This window comes from uncultured Shewanella sp. (assembly GCF_947497935.1).
In the GTDB taxonomy this organism is placed as follows: Bacteria; Pseudomonadota; Gammaproteobacteria; order Enterobacterales; family Shewanellaceae; genus Shewanella.
This window is the reverse complement of sequence record NZ_CANMIO010000001.1, coordinates 328,351-342,796: the sequence shown is the minus strand read 5'-3', so window position 1 is coordinate 342,796 and position 14,446 is coordinate 328,351. Positions and strand designations below refer to the sequence as shown.

Sequence of the window (14,446 nt, the reverse complement as noted above, 5' to 3'; positions counted from 1 at the left end):
GCCGTGCTTCTGCGCGGCTTGTTTGTTTTCGAAATTCCCAAACTTGATTTCACAAAACGTTTGATTTCACGAAACGTTTGATTTCAAGCAACTTTTGATTTCACGTAATAAAGGCGGCATTTAACAACACTAATGGCGATACCTCGTGATTTTATTAATGAGCTAGTAGCTCGCACTGATATTGTCGATTTAATCGACCCAAAAGTGCCCCTTAAAAAGGCGGGTAAAAACCACTCTGCCTGTTGTCCTTTTCATAGCGAAAAATCTCCCTCTTTCACCGTTAGCAGAGATAAACAGTTTTACCATTGTTTTGGCTGCGGCGCGCACGGCAACGTCATCGATTTTGTCATGGAATATGACCGACTCGACTTTGTTGATGCCATTGAAGAACTCGCCGGACAACTCGGACTCGAAGTCCCAAGGGAACAAGGCACAGGTAAGCCACGCGACCAAGAACTAAGCCGCGATTTATATCAGTTAATGGAAGAAGCCAGTAACTTCTTTCAAAGTCAGCTAAGACAACACACAGATAAACAAAAAGTCCTTGATTACCTTGAGCATCGAGGCCTTTCAAAAGAAGTGGTTGAACACTTCAATATCGGCTTTGCACCCGATGGTTGGGATGGCTTACTGAGCCGTTACCGCCAAAACCAAGATTCGCAAGATAAGCTATTAACCGCAGGTATGGTCATCGAGAATGACAGCGGTAAACGATACGACCGATTCCGTGACCGACTCATGTTCCCAATTAGAGATAGGCGCGGACGAGTCATCGGCTTCGGCGGCCGAGTGTTAGGGGACGGTACGCCAAAGTACTTGAATTCTCCAGAAACGCCCATATTTCATAAGGGCAATGAGCTTTACGGCCTATATGAATTAAAGCAGCGTCACCGCGATCCACAAAGAGTCTTGATTGTTGAAGGCTATATGGACGTGGTAGCTCTGGCACAATTTGACGTTGATTATGCGGTCGCCTCGCTAGGCACCTCGACAACGGCTGATCAGTTTCAGTTATTACTTCGTAGTGCAAAAGAAGTCATCTGCTGCTATGACGGCGACAAAGCCGGTAAAGAAGCCGCATGGCGAGCACTAGAAACGGCCCTGCCGCTATTAAAACCTGGTAATCAAGTTCGCTTCATGTTCCTGCCAGAGGGAGAAGATCCCGATACGCTGGTAAGACAGATTGGCAAAGAGCAGTTCGAAGCACAAATAGACCAAGCCATGGCACTACCCGAGTTTTTGTTCGAGAACCTGACAAAAACCTACGGCAACGAAGATAAGAGTGTTTTGGCAAAAAATGCCATTAAACTTATAGAGAAAGTACAGGACACGGTATTACAGAGCCTGTTACTCGAAGATTTAGCCCATAAGCTAAGAATGAATGGTGCGGACGAACTTAAGCGAAAATTTAATTTTTCAGCTAAAGCGGCAGAAAAGCCTAGTCAGCACAAAGCGTTGAAAGGACGCGGTACTCCATTGCGATTAGCCATTGCATTATTAGTACAGCACCCACGTTTAGGTGAAAAACTGCCTGAGCAACCAGCGCTAAAACATATACAGATGGCCGGCATTGACTTGCTGACCCTTGTATTAGATTTAACTCGCGGACAAGTGATAAGCAGCGCACAACTACTTGAACAGTTCAGGGGCGATAACCAATTCAGCACCCTAAAAAAACTGACCCAATGGGATCATCAAGTGGCGGATGAAAACTTGCTTCAAAAGTTAAAAGAAACACTCGTTTGGTTAAACAACCAGTATCTTGAGCAACGATACCAAGAGCTGAGTATGAAGAAGAACCTCACGAAAGAAGAGCGGTTACAGCTTAGTAAGCTTATTTCAGTGATTAAAAACAAGGCTTAATTAAAAATTCAGCCTCAAAAGTAAACACTTGGACTAGCACAGAGAAGCGCCGAAGGCTATAATTGACGACTTGCGTGGCTGTTTTTTGCCCGTCGTTTTAACAGTTTCCCAACTTGGATGATATCTATGGATCATACTCCGCAGTCGCAACTTAAATTGTTGCTCGCCAAAGGTAAAGAGCAAGGTTACTTAACCTATGCAGAAGTGAACGATCACTTACCTGCAGACATGGTCGATTCTGACCAGATTGAAGATATTATCCAGATGATCAATGACATGGGTATTCGAGTCTATGAACAGGCTCCGGATGCTGATGAAATCATGATGTCTGAAGACAGCACCGATGACGATGCTGCAGAAGAAGCCGCTGCTGCACTTGCAACAGTGGAAGCTGAATTAGGTCGTACTACCGACCCAGTACGTATGTACATGCGTGAAATGGGTACCGTTGAACTTCTAACCCGTGAAGGCGAGATTGTTATCGCTAAGCGTATCGAAGAAGGCATCAACACGGTTCAAGCATCTGTTGCGGAATATCCGCAAGCGATTGCGATGATCCTAGAGCAATACGATCGTTACGAAGCCGAAGAAGTAAGACTTTCTGACATTATTTCTGGATTTGTTGATCCAAATGCAGAAGATGTTGCGCCAACAGCGACTCACGTTGGTTCAGAGTTATCTGATGATGATTTAGATGACGAAGATGACGACGATGACGATGATGACGATGACGATGCAGAAGAAGAGGAAGGTCCAAAAGGTCCTGATCCTGAAGAAGCAAAAGAGAAGTTTACAACACTTCGCGTTGCCCATGAAAATGCATTAAGAATCATTGCAGAAAAAGGCCGTGGTCACCCAGAGTCGACTGTAGCACTATTCGAAATTGGCGAGATCTTCAAAGAGTTCCGTTTGATGCCTAAGCAGTTTGATCGCTTAGTTAAGAACATGCGCTCTATGATGGATAAAGTCCGTGTTCAAGAACGTTTGATCATGAAGCTTTGTGTTGAACAAGCCAAAATGCCGAAGAAGAACTTCGTCAAAGTTTACACCAGCAATGAAAGCAGCATCGAATGGTTCAACGATGAACTTGCATCTGGCAAGCCATATGTAGAAGGTCTACAAATGGTTGAGTTCGATGTACAACGTTGTCGTGCAAAGCTTGATGCAATTGAAGTTGAAACCGGTCTAGCTATCGGTGCAATCAAAGATATTAACCGTCGCATGTCAATCGGTGAAGCGAAAGCTCGTCGTGCGAAGAAAGAGATGGTTGAAGCGAACTTACGTCTAGTAATTTCTATCGCGAAAAAGTACACCAACCGTGGTCTACAGTTCTTGGATCTAATTCAAGAAGGTAACATCGGTCTGATGAAAGCGGTAGATAAGTTTGAATACCGTCGTGGTTATAAGTTCTCTACTTATGCAACTTGGTGGATCCGTCAGGCGATCACTCGCTCTATTGCTGACCAAGCAAGAACGATCCGTATCCCTGTACATATGATTGAGACTATCAACAAGCTAAACCGTATCTCTCGTCAAATGCTGCAAGAGATGGGTCGTGAACCTTCTCCTGAAGAGTTGGCAGAGCGCATGTTAATGCCTGAAGATAAGATCCGTAAGGTACTTAAAATTGCTAAAGAGCCAATCTCAATGGAAACACCAATTGGTGACGATGAAGATTCGCACTTAGGTGATTTCATTGAAGATACGACGCTTGAGCTACCTCTTGATTCAGCGACAGGCGAAAGCTTGAAGAACGCGACTCACGAAGTACTAGCAGGTCTGACGGCTCGTGAAGCTAAAGTACTGCGTATGCGTTTCGGTATCGACATGAACACAGACCACACGCTTGAAGAAGTGGGTAAGCAGTTTGACGTAACACGTGAACGTATTCGTCAGATTGAAGCTAAAGCGCTACGTAAGTTGCGTCACCCTTCTCGCTCAGAGATCTTAAAGTCATTCCTAGACGAGTAATCTAGTAATTGATAATCGAGTATTCGTTCAGTATGTACGATACCTCAAATAAAAAAGCTGCCTAAGGGCAGCTTTTTTTTGCTTTAAATTAATATTAGTAAACAATATTCGCTGTATTAAACCTTCTTATACCTCAAGGCTCGACCTTCGCTATTCAGCGCTAAATTTCTGAATTCCCCCAAAAAGTACTATTCAGATTAACGGCTAATATAAAAACTAACGAAATATTGATTAACAGATAAGCAGTCGTGCATGTATAAGCGCATTTCGAGCAAAATCTCTGGTGACAAGCGCTTACAAACCTCGTATACTTCTCAGCGCTTTCGATAGTGACGACTATCTTAAGTCGGCCCCTTAGCTCAGTTGGTTAGAGCATACGACTCATAATCGTCAGGTCCACAGTTCAAGTCTGTGAGGGGCCACCAATTTTGATAAGCCGCTTAAAGAAATTTAAGCGGCTTTTTCATGCCTTGAATTTGACTGTCGAAACTAAACGCATCATTGTCATCAATTCATGCAACTCAAGTCCTTAATAACCTAGCTAATCGATATCAATATCCCCATCTTTATGGTCATACATATCGGGCGTGGTATGCAGGTTACCAGCAAAGCCTGCTTTCTCTAGCTGCTTACGCACCGCTTTAACCTGCTCTGCAGTAACCGGCTCTTTTCTATCGCCTAAATAATGACGAACAAAACTAATGAGGTTTGCAAGCTCTGTGTCGGTCAATACATTTTGAAAGCTGGTCATAGGCATGAAGTTACGCTCTTCATCTAAATAGGTTGGCGACAGTCCACGTATCGTCACAGCTATCGTATTAAACGGGTCGCTGTGCATAATAATGCCGTTATTCAATAAAGTTGGTGCAATCGGATCACGACCTTTACCATCTTCACCATGACAGGCTCCGCAAGTCTCTGCGTACAATGAATAAGCATTAAACTGTTTATCTGCATAAGCTTCTGCCGTAAACCCTGTTGGGTTTAGTTGCTTAGTATCGGCTGGAATGGTGTTGTGCTTATCTCCTACCAACAAGTAGCGCGAAATGGTTTTAATATCATCACGGGTCATTAAGCTGGTGCTGTTTTTAACCACATCAGCCATCCCCGCAAAAGCAGAGCCTTTAGACGAATGTCCAGTGTGCAAAAAGTCTGTTAACGACTCAATATCCCACCTATCTTGATAAAGCTCTTTCGCACTAATATCTGGTGCATTCCAGCCATCAATCAAATTACCTTGGAATATCTTTTCGGGTATTAACGCTTGGGCTAAGTTTCGTGGGGTATGGCATTCACTACAATGGCCTAGCCCCATGACCCAATACTTACCCTGTTGCCACTCTTTTAACTCTTGCTCGTCCAAATCAGCATGCTTTGGAGCTTCATAGGAGAGCGGCGCCGTATCCATAAAGACCAAATTCCAGCCTAACAATCCGGTACGGATATTTGATGGGAAAATCATCTCATTCTTATCGTTTTGCCTTGCGACTGCTGTAATCGACTGCAAATAGCTCCATAAGTCTTGAGTATCCTGCTCTTTTAAATATTGGTAAGAGGTGTATGGCATTGCTGGGTACAAGTAACCGTGCCTGCCTTTACCTTCAAACAGCGCCGCTTTAAAGTCGGCATAATCATCAGCGCCAATACCCTCACTCACATGGGGTGTAATATTGGTTGAATATACCGTTCCAAACGGTGTCTTAAATGGCAAGCCCCCCGCAAAACGCTCGCCACCTTCTGAGCTGTGGCAAGCCACACAGTCGCCCGCATTAACTAAATACTCTCCGCGTTTAACCGCCTCTGGATCTAGCGCTGCTAACCGAGCATCACGCTCTAAACGCTGCTCTGTAATATAAGCGCCGATTGCTAAGATTTCATCGCTAGTTAACTGGGTCTCAAACCCTGGCATTAAGTTGTTAAGACCAAAATCAATGGTGTGCTTAATCTCTTCAATACTGCCGCCATGAAGCCAAATAGCATCATTGAGTAATGGAGCACCAATTTGTATGTTGGCAACAGTACCGTCGCCATGACAGCTTGCACAATATTGAGCGAATATATCTCTACCTAAATCGATTTTAACCTGTGGCGCATTTAGGTTACGACGTAGAGGCTGTAATGATGCGATGTAGTAGGCCATTTTGGTAATTTGATCTTCCGATAGAATGCCTTTCCAGCCAGGCATTGCGCCATGTCGCCCCTTTTCTATCGAATGCAAGATCTCAGCCTCACTGCCGCCATACAACCACTCATTATCAATCAGATTTGGAAAATGCTTTTGCCCCTGCGCATTACGGCGGTGACATGCCGCGCAATGGTTTTCAAATAAGGCTGCACCACTGGCTGTCACCGCTTTATTATCTGCCAATGCTAACAAGCTTTTATCCTTGATGGTGGCCATTTCCATTGTTAGATCGGTCACTGGTGAGCTGAGCGCATCATCGCTTTGCTTCCAGCCCATCATTCCTTTCCAATTACCAAGGCCTGGATAAAGCACTAGAAAAACGGCTGAGATAGCAAAAGCCACTAAATAGGAGATAAACAGCAAGCGAGGTGGCGGTGCATCATTTTCATCAATACCGTCGAAGGTATCTATGGTTTTGTCTTTATCGGCACTCTGGTTATCGCGCCAATATTTCACAATGACTAACGCCATAAAGGTAAGAAAGATAGCGATAAACCCAACGACCCAAATATTCCAGAAAACAGTCATATTAACGCTCCTGATCGTCGGCGGTATCTTGTCCTAAGCTTTGCAAATATTGAATCAAAGCCTCCCCTTTGGTCAGCCCTTTAACCTGTAGACGTGCCCTTTCTATCTCATCGTCAGTGTATGGCACACCAAGAGTCTGTAATGCGCGCATCTTAGCTTCTATCTCATCACCGCTTAATATCTGCGTAAACAGCCAAGGGTAAGCAGGCATCAATGACGTCGGCACCACTTGCCGTGGATTAATCAGATGAATACGCTGCCATTGCTCAGAGTATTTTCGGCCCAGATTCGTTAAGTCTGGTCCAGTTCGTTTTGAGCCCCAAAGGTTAGGAAACTCATAAATATCATCCGATTCTTTATTGGCTCTACCGTCACGCTTCACTTCTGGCTCGATATTGCGCACCATTTGTGTGTGACATACGTGGCAACCTTCACTGATGTAAATATCACGCCCTGCGACTTGTACCGCAGTGAGTGGCTTAGCGAGTGAGTTAACTCTTATTGCATCGGTTCGCACTAAGTTAGGCACTATGAGTACTACGATTGAAAAGCTTGCGACTAACGCGGTAGCCACAATGAGAATTACTAAGGATTGAGTAAAGTCTTTACTGAGCATCTTCACTACCCTCCACTGTCATCGATACCGTCTTGTACAGATTAAATGCCATCAACAATAAACCAAGCACAAAGCAGGCTCCGCCAAAGAAACGTACAAATAACCACGGCGCTTTAAAGTCCATCGCCTCAACAAAGCTGTAGGCTAAAGAGCCATTCTCCTGCTGGGTAAGCCACATGTAGCCTTCTCCAATACCAGCTACCCAAAGTGCAATTGCATATAGGGCTACACCTAGGTGTGCCAGCCAGAAGTGCCATTTAAGTAATCGATTTGACCATAGGCCGCGCTTACCCCAAAGCCGCGGAATAAAGTAATAAAAAACCGCAATCCCAGACATCGCGACCCAACCAAGCGCCCCAGAATGCACATGGCCGATCACCCATTCTGTATTGTGGGCAAGCATATTGAACCAGCGTATCGCCAGCAAAGGCCCCTCAAATGTTGCTAAGCAGTAATACAGAATTGCCGACATAAAGAACCACATAATGTAATCAGTCTTTAGCTTCTGCTTATTTTGCAGCAGTGTCATAGCACTATTAAATGCGCCGGCCCAGGAGGGCAGCCACAAAATTAGTGACATCACGATACCGATATTTTGTACCCAAACAGGGACTGACGAATAGATAAGATGATGAGTTCCTGCCCAAGTATAAAAGCCAACCAATCCCCAGAAGTGAATGATAGACAGTCGATAGGAATAGATTGGGCGTTCAGCCAGCTTAGGAATGAAGTAGTAGTTCATACCGATTATGCCCGCTGTTAATAGGAAACCCACCGCATTGTGTCCCCACCACCACTGAACGATGGCATCTTGAGCACCTGCAAAGACAGAGTAAGACTTCATGAAATAGGCGGGTAAGGCCAAATTATTCAGAATAAAAATCAGCGCAATGACAATAATAAAGGCACCGAAGAACCAATTGGCAACGAAGATATGTTGCACTTTTCGTTTGGCGATAGTGCCAAAAAACAATACTGCATAAAGCACCCAAACAATCACAATCAGAATATCAACGGGCCATTCAAGCTCCGCATATTCTTTACTAGTGGTGTAACCTAGAGGCAAGGTTATCAGCGCAAGTAGTAATATCAGCTGCCAGCCCCAAAACACCATCCAAGATAGACTACGATTAAACAACCGCGTTTGCCCAGTTCGCTGCACAATATACAGCGACGTACCCATTAAAATATTGACGACAAAGCCATAGATCACGCCAGAGGTATGCAAAGGCCGTAACCGTCCAAATTGGATATATTCAGAATCAAAGTTAAGTGCAGGCCAATAAAGCTGTGCAGCTAGCACCACACCAATGAACATCCCCGCAATCGACCAAATAACCGCAGCCACAACAAAATAACGAACAACCCTTACATCATATTGCTCAGTGCTTACCTGCATGCCTTACTCCTCTTCTTGTTTCGTGCCTAACACAGAGTAATAGTAAGAGATGTCTTTCATATCCTGTTCGCTAAGCGTATCTGCCTGTTGCTGCATCAAAATGGCCAAGCCACTAGTACGCTGCCTCGACTGATAATCTTTTAGTGCAGAGATTAAGTACCCCATTTTTTGGCCGCGTAAATTGGGGTAAGGGTCGATTGTTGAGATCCCGTCCTCTCCATGACAGGTCATGCAAACTTTGGCTTTCTCTTTACCAATTTTAAAGCTAGGGTCGTAATCTGCCGATACGCTTGCTGACCCAAAAATCAGGATTATCAATAGAGGTAATCGATTCATAAGCATTCCCTTATCTTCTTGTGCACCTTATTGAAACTAGTCGGTATTGATTTATTTGCCACAATTTGTGCAATTATCCACCGAAATGCCACTACGTTAGTTAAGGTGATTTGGTTCAACTTTTCACAGCAAAGAGTAAGCTCGACTGCACCAATCAAAAGTAAAAACCATTTGGCCTTGGCCCCAATTCATCAATTTAAGTGAAGATTAACAATCGTTAAGACTCACAATTTTGTGAACTTGGTCAAAAACATAACTGATTATCCGTGGGATATTTATTCGAACATATCAAGCTTTTATCGAGTATTGTTGAGAGGCCTTAGATGGATTTTATTAGACATGTACCCGCACTATTTTCATTAGTGACAGGAATTGCAATTATTGAGTGCAGTGTTGTGGTCTTAGGGTTATGCGTTAATCGACTGACAAAGTTATTTACTAAGGACTAACCTCAACAAGTAAAGCTAAGTCATGAAAAGGCCTGTTATTCAGGCTACTTTGTAACTTAGCTTTATTATTTCGCTGTCACTCCCAGCCCCTTTTATCATCATCTCTTCCGATTCAAAAAACAGTCACAACAGAGTAAATGATTTTTCTCTAGCGAATTTACTCACAGGAACACAGCGCCTATATTTAAAGGAGTGAGGATTTAGCCCTTAATCCATTTACCCCAATGATGATTTTGGGTATAGCGCGACAGGTAACAGGAGAATGTTATGCGAACCCAACAGATCCTATGTCCGACCGACTTTTCAGAAACAGCATCACACGCCATAAGTTATGCCATTGAGATGGCAAATTTTTATAAAGTCGGGGTCTGTCTACTACACGTTGTCGATAAGCCTTTTGGCGATAAACATACCCGAGTGCTCGCGGTAACACCCGATGAACTCATCGAGAGAATGGAAAGAGAGGCCGCTGATAAAATGCAGCAATTTATCGACTCGTTCGATATTTACTTTCCATTTGAAAGTAAAATTTGTCATGGCCATCCAGTCGAACAGATCTTAGCTACCGAAAAAAATATGAATGCTGGAATGATTGTCATGGCAAGCCATGGGAGAACAGGTCTAGCTCACTTCTTGAATGCCAATATAGCGGAGGAAGTGGCCAACAAAGCCCACTGTCCGGTGCTAGTGGTAAAGTAATTGCTATTACCCATAGCGATATAGCATCAGAGCTAAACCATTCTGCTTACAAGACCAATTTCGTGCCTTGCTGATTTAGAGGTATAAAAAAATCCGGTATCGAACTGATCCCGGATTTTTAATTAAGCTAAATAAAACCGTTTAAGCTGGGCTGAACACCTGCTCAAAACAAGCCTTAATGATCTCTAAACCTTGATCGATCTGCTCATCGGGTGCGGTAAGTGGCACCAGAATACGCAAGACATTACCGTAAGTGCCGCAAGATAATAGGATAAGGCCCCTATCTCGTGCCTCTTTGAGCATTAGTGCACAATACTCAGGTGCAGGTTTGCCGTCTTGCATCAACTCAACCGCTATCATGGCACCTAGGCCACGCACATCGATAATTTGCTTATGCTCTGCCGCCATAGCCTGCAATGACTCTTTAAGCTTAGCTCCGAGTGCATTGGCTCTTTGCAATAGTTGCTCTTCTTCAAACACCTCAATCACCGCAAGCGCGGCTGCACAAGCTAGTGGACTGCCACCATAAGTTCCGCCCAGTCCTCCTGCACCGATGGCATCCATCACCTCGGCTCGGCCTGTTATTCCTGAAAGTGGGAAGCCACCAGCGATAGACTTAGCAAAAGTCGTGATATCTGCCGCAACGCCCATCTGCTCCATAGCAAAGAAGGTGCCAGTGCGTCCAGCGCCTGTCTGTACCTCATCGGCAATCAGCATGATGCCATGCTTGTCACATAGCTGGCGTAATCGCTGCATAAACGCTACTGAGGTATGATAAAAACCACCTTCGCCTTGTACAGGCTCTATGATGATTGCTGCGATATCATCGGGCTCGGCATCATTTTTAAAAACGCGCTCTATCGATGTCATGGCGTCATCATCGCTAACACCATGCAACGCACAAGGGAACTCGGCTCTAAACACGTTGGCCGACATAAGTCCCATACCTTTACTGTAAGGTGCGACTCTCCCCGTAAGCGCCAACGCCGCCATGGTGCGACCATGATAACCCGAGGTAAAGGCAATAACACCGCTGCGTTTGGTATGAGCCCGCGCCACTTTAACCGCGTTTTCGACCGCCTCTGAGCCACTGGTAAATAACGCTGTTTTCTTGGCAAAATCCCCAGGCACCAGCTGATTGAGCTTTTCACATACTTGAATGTAATTCTCATAGCCCAGCACCATAAAGCAAGTATGAGAAAACAGCTCTAGCTGCTCGGCAACCGCCGCTTTAACTTTGTCGTGTAGATGGCCTGTATTAAGCACGGCAATACCACCTGCAAAGTCGATAAACTCGCGCCCCTCTACATCCCAAACTGTGGCGTTGTCCGCTCGCTGAGTATAGATAGGATGGATTTGCCCTACACCATTGGCTACCGCCGCCTGACGACGCACCATGAGTGACTCATTAGTTGTCATAACTATTTCCTTTTAACTGACATACTGATGAACTTAATCTTCAAGTATTAAACAGACATACAGATGTACTTCATCTCTAAGTACTCTTCGATACCAAACTTTGAGCCTTCACGGCCTAAGCCCGATGACTTAATGCCGCCAAAAGGCGCAACTTCGGTGGAAATAAGCCCGGTATTGACCCCAACCATGCCGTACTCCAATGCTTCAGAGACTTTCCAAACAAGGGAAATATCGCGACCATAGAAGTAAGCGGCTAGCCCGAACTCAGTGTCATTGGCTTGCTCAATCACATCATCGACATCAGAGAATTGAAATAGCGGGGCAAGCGGCCCAAAGGTTTCCTCCTTGGCCACTAACATACTTTTATCGACATGAGTGATAATCGTCGGCTCGAAGAAGTTGCCGCCTAGGCTCGCAAGCTTACCGCCGGCTTTTAGAGTTGCGCCCTTAGACAAGGCATCATCAAGATGTCTTTGTACTTTCGCCACCGCGTCGGCGTTAATAAGCGGCCCTGTTGTTACGCCAGCTTCAGTGCCCACACCCAGTTTCAACTTGGTCACGGCTGCTGCTAACTTCTCAGCAAACTCATCGTAAACTGCATCTTGAACATAGATACGGTTAGCACAGACGCAGGTCTGGCCGGCGTTACGATATTTGGCGATCATCGCGCCCTCTACCGCAGCATCGATGTCGGCATCGTTAAACACGATAAAAGGGGCGTTGCCACCAAGTTCCAGTGACATTTTCTTTAGGGTCGGCGCACACTGCTGCATCAGCTTGATCCCTACGGGAGTTGAGCCAGTAAAAGAGAGTTTGCGAACAACCGGGTTGCTACAAAGCTCATTACCGATAGCGATAGCATCACCGGTAACCACACTAAAGACGCCTGCAGGAATACCTGCTCGCTCGGCAAGTTCAGCTAATGCCAGTGCAGTAAAAGGAGTTTGCGGCGCAGGTTTAACCACCATGGTGCAACCCGCTGCCAATGCAGGAGCAGCTTTACGAGTGATCATCGCCGCAGGGAAATTCCATGGTGTAATGGCTGCGGTAACACCAACACTTTGCTTAATCACCATTAAGCGCTTATCGCCTTGATGGCCTGGAATCGTATCGCCATAGACGCGCTTTGCTTCTTCGGCGAACCACTCGATAAACGACGCCGCATAGGCAACCTCACCTTTAGCCTCGGCCAATGGTTTACCTTGCTCAGTGGTCATCAACAGGGCTAAATCGTCTTGGTGCTCAAGTAACAATTCAAACCAGCGGTTCAATTTGGCGCCACGCTCTTTCGCGGTAAGTGCACGCCAAGCCGGTAACGCCTTTTCTGCCGCCGCTATCGCGGCTTTGGTTTCAGTCGTGCCCATTACAGGTACACTACCAATCACCTTATGGGTTGCAGGATCGGCTATCTCAACTTTTTCACCGTTTATGGCTTCAAGCCACTGGCCATCTATATAACATTGCTGGCGTAGCAAACTCATATCATTTAACTGCACGGGTTACTCCTTAATTTGCTTAAGCGCTTATCACCTAAAGCCTTTCGACTGTCTTGAGCCTGATTGGTTTCGCTTTATTGTCTATGTATTTACACACCTAACTTGTCACGCATTGTGTAGTACCAGGCGCCAATGGCACTAAATGGCACCTTAAACATATGCCCGCCCGGGAAGGGGTAATGAGGCAAACCTGCAAAGGCATCGAAGCGCGTCGCCTGCCCATTAATCGCCTCAGCTAAGATCTTGCCTGCTAGGTGAGTGTAAGTTACCCCATGACCACTACAGCCTTGTGAATAGTAGATGTTACTGCCAATTCGACCGACTTGTGGCAGGCGAGACAGAGTCAGTAAGAAATTACCTGTCCAAGTATAATCAATCTTCACATCTTTCAATTGTGGGAAGGTCTTAAGCATCTTAGGCCCGATGATCGACTTAATATCGGCAGGATCTCTTGCGCCATATACCACGCCGCCGCCATAAATTAATCGGTTATCGCCAGACAGACGGAAGTAATCTAATAGGTAATTACAGTCTTCGACACAGTAATTCTGCGGCAATAAACTCTTTGCAACTTCATCGCTTAACGGCTCAGTAGTGATCACCTGCGTACCACAAGGCATAGATTTAGCCTGTAACTTAGGGATCAGGTCGCCTAAGTAGGCATTACCTGCAACCACGACAAACTTAGACTTCACGCTACCATGAGCCGTGTGCACAACGGGGCTTTCGCCCTCTTCGACCTTAACCACAGCCGAGCCTTCAAATATTTTACCGCCCAGCGACTCGACAGCCTGCGCCTCACCTAATGCCAAGTTAAGTGGATGAATGTGACCGCCACTCTTGTCCAGTAGACCGCCGACATAAGACTCAGTATTTACTACCTTACGGATATCGCTATGGTCTAATAGCTCAAGGTGATTCATATGACCGTGCTTTTCCCATAGCGCCTTTTGCGCTTGTAGGTGGCCCATCTGCTTGTCGTTTAGCGCGGCAAATACGCCACCATCTTGCAGATCGCATTGGATGTTATATTTATGGATCCGCTCCTTAATGATGCGCGCACCTTCAAAGGCCATCTCACCGAACAACTTACCTGCCTCGGTGCCAACGGTTTTCTCAATTGAGTCGATATCTCGACTAAAGCTGTTAACAATTTGACCGCCATTTCGCCCCGATGCGCCCCAACCGATGCGCGCCGCTTCAAGCACGGTAACCTTGTAGCCCATCTCAAGAAGATGCAGCGCAGTCGACAGTCCGGTGTAACCGGCACCAATAATGCACACATCTGTGTCGATATTGTCTTGTAACATTGGGCGCTCGGTCTTGTCGTTTGCCGACGCCGCATAATATGAATCAGCATGGGGAGTGGTCATGGTTTCCGCCTGTCTTTCGTTGATTATTATTGACATAACTTCAGTCCTTTACGCTTCAATAGCGTATTTCTCGATCTCGATAGGTGAGCCATTTTCGGCTCACTGTCTTAAA

At 45.5% G+C, this 14,446-nt stretch carries 10 protein-coding genes and 1 tRNA gene; 4 read left to right on the top strand and 7 right to left on the bottom strand.

Annotated elements, in window-relative coordinates:
• Positions 1 to 132 precede the first annotated feature (132 nt).
• The 3 genes from dnaG (at position 133) to Q1A86_RS01435 (ending at position 4,259) form a co-directional block, all read left to right on the top strand.
• A complete protein-coding gene (gene dnaG / locus Q1A86_RS01445) occupies positions 133 to 1,863 on the top strand; it encodes a DNA primase (protein WP_299801992.1) in 1,731 nt (576 codons plus the stop codon).
• 126 nt (positions 1,864 to 1,989) lie between these two features.
• A complete protein-coding gene (gene rpoD, locus Q1A86_RS01440) occupies positions 1,990 to 3,834 on the top strand; it encodes an RNA polymerase sigma factor RpoD (protein WP_220765704.1) in 1,845 nt (614 codons plus the stop codon).
• Between the two features lie 348 nt (positions 3,835 to 4,182).
• Positions 4,183 to 4,259: transfer RNA gene (locus Q1A86_RS01435), tRNA-Ile, on the top strand.
• A gap of 116 nt (positions 4,260 to 4,375) precedes the next feature.
• Here the strand turns inward: Q1A86_RS01435 and Q1A86_RS01430 are convergent.
• From Q1A86_RS01430 to Q1A86_RS01415, 4 genes are read right to left on the bottom strand one after another with little or no spacing between them, the layout of a single operon-like run.
• The gene (locus tag Q1A86_RS01430; RefSeq protein WP_299801989.1) at positions 4,376 to 6,547 is read right to left on the bottom strand and encodes a cytochrome c; all 2,172 of its coding nucleotides are present in this window, start codon (positions 6,545 to 6,547) and stop codon (positions 4,376 to 4,378) included.
• 1 nt (position 6,548) lies between these two features.
• Positions 6,549 to 7,163, bottom strand: coding sequence for a cbb3-type cytochrome c oxidase subunit II (locus Q1A86_RS01425; RefSeq protein WP_299802244.1), 615 nt, complete (start codon positions 7,161 to 7,163; stop codon positions 6,549 to 6,551).
• Positions 7,153 to 8,562: a cytochrome-c oxidase, cbb3-type subunit I gene (ccoN, locus tag Q1A86_RS01420; RefSeq protein ID WP_299801988.1), complete on the bottom strand. Its 1,410-nt coding sequence runs from the start codon at positions 8,560 to 8,562 to the stop codon at positions 7,153 to 7,155. The genes Q1A86_RS01425 and ccoN overlap by 11 nt, the downstream gene beginning before the upstream one ends.
• Positions 8,563 to 8,565: 3 nt before the next feature.
• Positions 8,566 to 8,898: a cytochrome c gene (locus Q1A86_RS01415; RefSeq protein ID WP_299801987.1), complete on the bottom strand. Its 333-nt coding sequence runs from the start codon at positions 8,896 to 8,898 to the stop codon at positions 8,566 to 8,568.
• A 716-nt stretch (positions 8,899 to 9,614) separates the two neighbouring features.
• On the opposite strand from Q1A86_RS01415, the gene Q1A86_RS01410 reads away from it, so the two are divergent.
• Positions 9,615 to 10,046: a universal stress protein gene (locus tag Q1A86_RS01410; RefSeq protein ID WP_299801985.1), complete on the top strand. Its 432-nt coding sequence runs from the start codon at positions 9,615 to 9,617 to the stop codon at positions 10,044 to 10,046.
• 141 nt (positions 10,047 to 10,187) lie between these two features.
• Here the strand turns inward: Q1A86_RS01410 and gabT are convergent, their stop codons facing one another.
• From gabT to Q1A86_RS01395, 3 genes are all read right to left on the bottom strand, one after another.
• On the bottom strand, positions 10,188 to 11,465 hold the full coding sequence (gene gabT / locus Q1A86_RS01405) for a 4-aminobutyrate--2-oxoglutarate transaminase (protein ID WP_299801983.1): 1,278 nt from the start codon (positions 11,463 to 11,465) through the stop codon (positions 10,188 to 10,190).
• A gap of 47 nt (positions 11,466 to 11,512) precedes the next feature.
• Entirely contained in the window at positions 11,513 to 12,961 is a 1,449-nt protein-coding gene (gene gabD, locus Q1A86_RS01400; RefSeq protein WP_299801981.1) for an NADP-dependent succinate-semialdehyde dehydrogenase, read from the bottom strand.
• Between the two features lie 89 nt (positions 12,962 to 13,050).
• Positions 13,051 to 14,370: an FAD-binding oxidoreductase gene (locus Q1A86_RS01395; RefSeq protein WP_299801980.1), complete on the bottom strand. Its 1,320-nt coding sequence runs from the start codon at positions 14,368 to 14,370 to the stop codon at positions 13,051 to 13,053.
• Positions 14,371 to 14,446: the final 76 nt, after the last annotated feature.

Bases quoted from the DNA above. Each gene is read 5' to 3' on its own strand.
- dnaG (WP_299801992.1), top strand. From the start codon at position 133: ATGGCGATACCTCGTGATTTTATTAATGAGCTAGTAGCTCGCACTGAT.
- rpoD (WP_220765704.1), top strand. From the start codon at position 1,990: ATGGATCATACTCCGCAGTCGCAACTTAAATTGTTGCTCGCCAAAGGT.
- Q1A86_RS01430 (WP_299801989.1), bottom strand. From the start codon at position 6,547: ATGACTGTTTTCTGGAATATTTGGGTCGTTGGGTTTATCGCTATCTTT.
- Q1A86_RS01425 (WP_299802244.1), bottom strand. From the start codon at position 7,163: ATGCTCAGTAAAGACTTTACTCAATCCTTAGTAATTCTCATTGTGGCT.
- ccoN (WP_299801988.1), bottom strand. From the start codon at position 8,562: ATGCAGGTAAGCACTGAGCAATATGATGTAAGGGTTGTTCGTTATTTT.
- Q1A86_RS01415 (WP_299801987.1), bottom strand. From the start codon at position 8,898: ATGAATCGATTACCTCTATTGATAATCCTGATTTTTGGGTCAGCAAGC.
- Q1A86_RS01410 (WP_299801985.1), top strand. From the start codon at position 9,615: ATGCGAACCCAACAGATCCTATGTCCGACCGACTTTTCAGAAACAGCA.
- gabT (WP_299801983.1), bottom strand. From the start codon at position 11,465: ATGACAACTAATGAGTCACTCATGGTGCGTCGTCAGGCGGCGGTAGCC.
- Q1A86_RS01395 (WP_299801980.1), bottom strand. From the start codon at position 14,370: ATGTCAATAATAATCAACGAAAGACAGGCGGAAACCATGACCACTCCC.